Annotated in this window: 3 protein-coding genes; all 3 read left to right on the top strand. The window is 60.8% G+C overall.

The window, feature by feature from the left end:
- Positions 1–88: 88 nt before the first annotated feature.
- From ELI80_RS16695 to ELI80_RS16705, 3 genes are read left to right on the top strand one after another with little or no spacing between them, the layout of a single operon-like run.
- Positions 89–1,165: a thermonuclease family protein gene (locus ELI80_RS16695; RefSeq protein WP_161596481.1), complete on the top strand. Its 1,077-nt coding sequence runs from the start codon at positions 89–91 to the stop codon at positions 1,163–1,165.
- Between the two features lie 47 nt (positions 1,166–1,212).
- Entirely contained in the window at positions 1,213–1,761 is a 549-nt protein-coding gene (locus ELI80_RS16700) for a hypothetical protein (protein WP_143803220.1), read from the top strand.
- Between the two features lie 55 nt (positions 1,762–1,816).
- Positions 1,817–2,344, top strand: coding sequence for a DUF6308 family protein (locus ELI80_RS16705; protein WP_136652529.1), 528 nt, complete (start codon positions 1,817–1,819; stop codon positions 2,342–2,344).
- Positions 2,345–2,369: the final 25 nt, after the last annotated feature.

The raw sequence follows: 2,369 nt of genomic DNA on the forward strand, positions 1-2,369 counted from the left end.
ACCGAAAATCGGCGATTCCGGACACACTTTTTGACCCTTAACCCGAGATGGCTGGCTTTTCTGGTGCTTGAGCGCACCGGAAAAGGTGATGGGGAAACGTGAGGATTCATTGAGTCTGTTAAGGACAGTGGGTTGGATCGCAGCGACTGGTCTGACGGGTGCCTTAGCCATCGAACTCCTTGGAGCAAGCCCGGTAACTGTGGAGAAAATTGTCGACGGTGACACGATCGATGTGCGTCTCAACGGCGAGACGACACGCATCCGGTTCCTCAACGTGGATACACCCGAAATCGGTCGTGACGGGGCGCCCTCTGAATGCCTTGCCGAAGAAGCCCGCCAGTACCTCGCAGATCGCCTTCCCATTGGCTCTGTGGTGGAGCTTGAATTTGACCAGGAGAGACTGGATAAGTACGGGCGGAGCTTGGCAGGGGTCTTTGTCGACGATTCGCTGATCAATGCGGAAATTGCCCGGGAAGGCCTGGGCCGCGCCGTGGACATCGCCCCCAACCACCGCTTCTACTCCGAAGTAACCGAGGCGGAAAGGGAAGCAAACGAAGCTAAACGCGGGTTATCAACGCTGGGCCCGGAGTGCTTCGTCGCACAGCAAGATGCGGAGGCGATCCGCGAGGCTGAACAAGCTCAACAGGAGGCGCAGAACTTGATCCTGCTCTTGCCTTACCTGAACGATGACGGCAACCTCGCGCAGGTACAGCGCAGCGCACGACGAATCGCGGAGGCGAGGGCGACACTGGCTACAGTACGCACCGCAGGGGAAAGACAATCCGAGTTTCAAAAGAGCGCCTATGGCGACAGCTACAAGGACACGGTGAACACGCTCGAAGATAGGCTCCAGCGCGCCGAATCCAGGATCGACGAGGCTATCGCACGCGAACAGGAACGTCGCGATGCGCAGGAGCGCGCCGAGGAACAGCGCAACGGCGACGACATCGACGCCGCGCGGAAAGACACGGAGAATCAACCTCGGATGGAGTCGTCAGCACCGAGCAGTTCCGCGCCCCCTGCTGCCGCTTTGCACTCGGGAGGCGGGGGAGACACCTACACCGGGTGCCGCGCATACGGAGGAAACTACGCGTTTACCTCCGTAGACGACGAGGGTCGGCGATACGCGAAGATCGACTGCGCTACCAAGGCACAAATCGGCTGAGCTCCGGCGCCTCAATATGGATCAAAAATCCGGTTACAGTGGAACGCATGAAACGTTCACTTGCTGTTATCGGAGCCGCCGGCGCACTCGCGCTGACGGCATTGCCCGCTACCGCGCAGGCGGAGGAGGTTGCACCGTTCGACCCGTTCGCATCCTCGGTGGACACATCGGCCATCGACGGGGCGTTGGCGTCCCTGACCGAAACCAGCTCCAACGCTGTGGCCGCCTGGAGCCCCCAACTTGGATCCGCCGAAGGGCTTTTCCCCGGAATCCTCCCCGCGCCTGTCCCAGCGGGCGAGTGCGCTCCGCAGGAGTTCGACGCCGTCGTCGACGGGTGGCCGGCCGTGGCAGGCACGATCGTCGAATGGTGCAACGGTGAGTGGGCCGTCGCCGGTGCCAAGCAGACGGACTGGAAGGTTTTCTTCCACTACGACGGACAGAACTGGGTCGCGCTCGCGCCGGATGGATCGAAGAAAACCGGTTTGCAGCAGGGCTGCTTCAACGGCATTGCGCTGCGCGAACAGGGCGCTCCGCAAGAGTTCCTCGACCGCACCCCGATCTGCACGCCGGAGGAAATCGGGTACTTCCCGCGGTAAACAAAGCCAGGCTCCGTGGCTGCTTGTGACACGGAAGGGATAACACGTCAAGAGGATGACTTTTCGGTTACCGCGAACCTTCCAAGAGCAGGACACCGCTCAGGCCGTTAGGTACCTGTGCGCCTACTACTCGCGAACTCTGGGTCTGAAGGCTGCGGGCGCGCCCGGGGTGTATTCGGGCGAATACTTCGACCCCTGTGGCGATGACCCCTCCCCGCACTGGTTCACGCCGGAGGACCTGTTCGCGGTCTCGTGCCTGAGCACCCCTATCCCGGCTGAGGCTGGGATCCGCTTGCTGCGCGACGGTGCAGTCAGAGAAAAGGTTGCTGTACTTTTTGAACAGATCCCGAGAAACGTCGGATTGTGGGAATTAGACGACCCTCGCAGTCAACTCGGTGATTTCGCGCTCGAACGCTACCTCAGAAAGCTCCCCGGGATAGGGGAAGTGCGCGCCACCAAGCTCATCGCCCGCAAGCGCCCTGACATCTACCCTGTAGTGGATCGAGTGGTGCGCGAGGTTACTGGGACGTCGACAAGCGAATTTACCGTTCCTTTCGCCCAAGTGTTAGGGACGTGCTTTTAGTAGCGCGGTTCTGACGATCGGATAG

The sequence above is a fragment of the Paracoccus aeridis genome (assembly GCF_004923205.2).
GTDB lineage: Bacteria > Pseudomonadota > Alphaproteobacteria > Rhodobacterales > Rhodobacteraceae > Paracoccus > Paracoccus aeridis.

Excerpts from the sequence above, each read along its gene's own strand:
- ELI80_RS16705 (WP_136652529.1), top strand. The coding sequence starts at position 1,817 with ATGACTTTTCGGTTACCGCGAACCTTCCAAGAGCAGGACACCGCTCAG.
- ELI80_RS16695 (WP_161596481.1), top strand. The coding sequence starts at position 89 with ATGGGGAAACGTGAGGATTCATTGAGTCTGTTAAGGACAGTGGGTTGG.
- ELI80_RS16700 (WP_143803220.1), top strand. The coding sequence starts at position 1,213 with ATGAAACGTTCACTTGCTGTTATCGGAGCCGCCGGCGCACTCGCGCTG.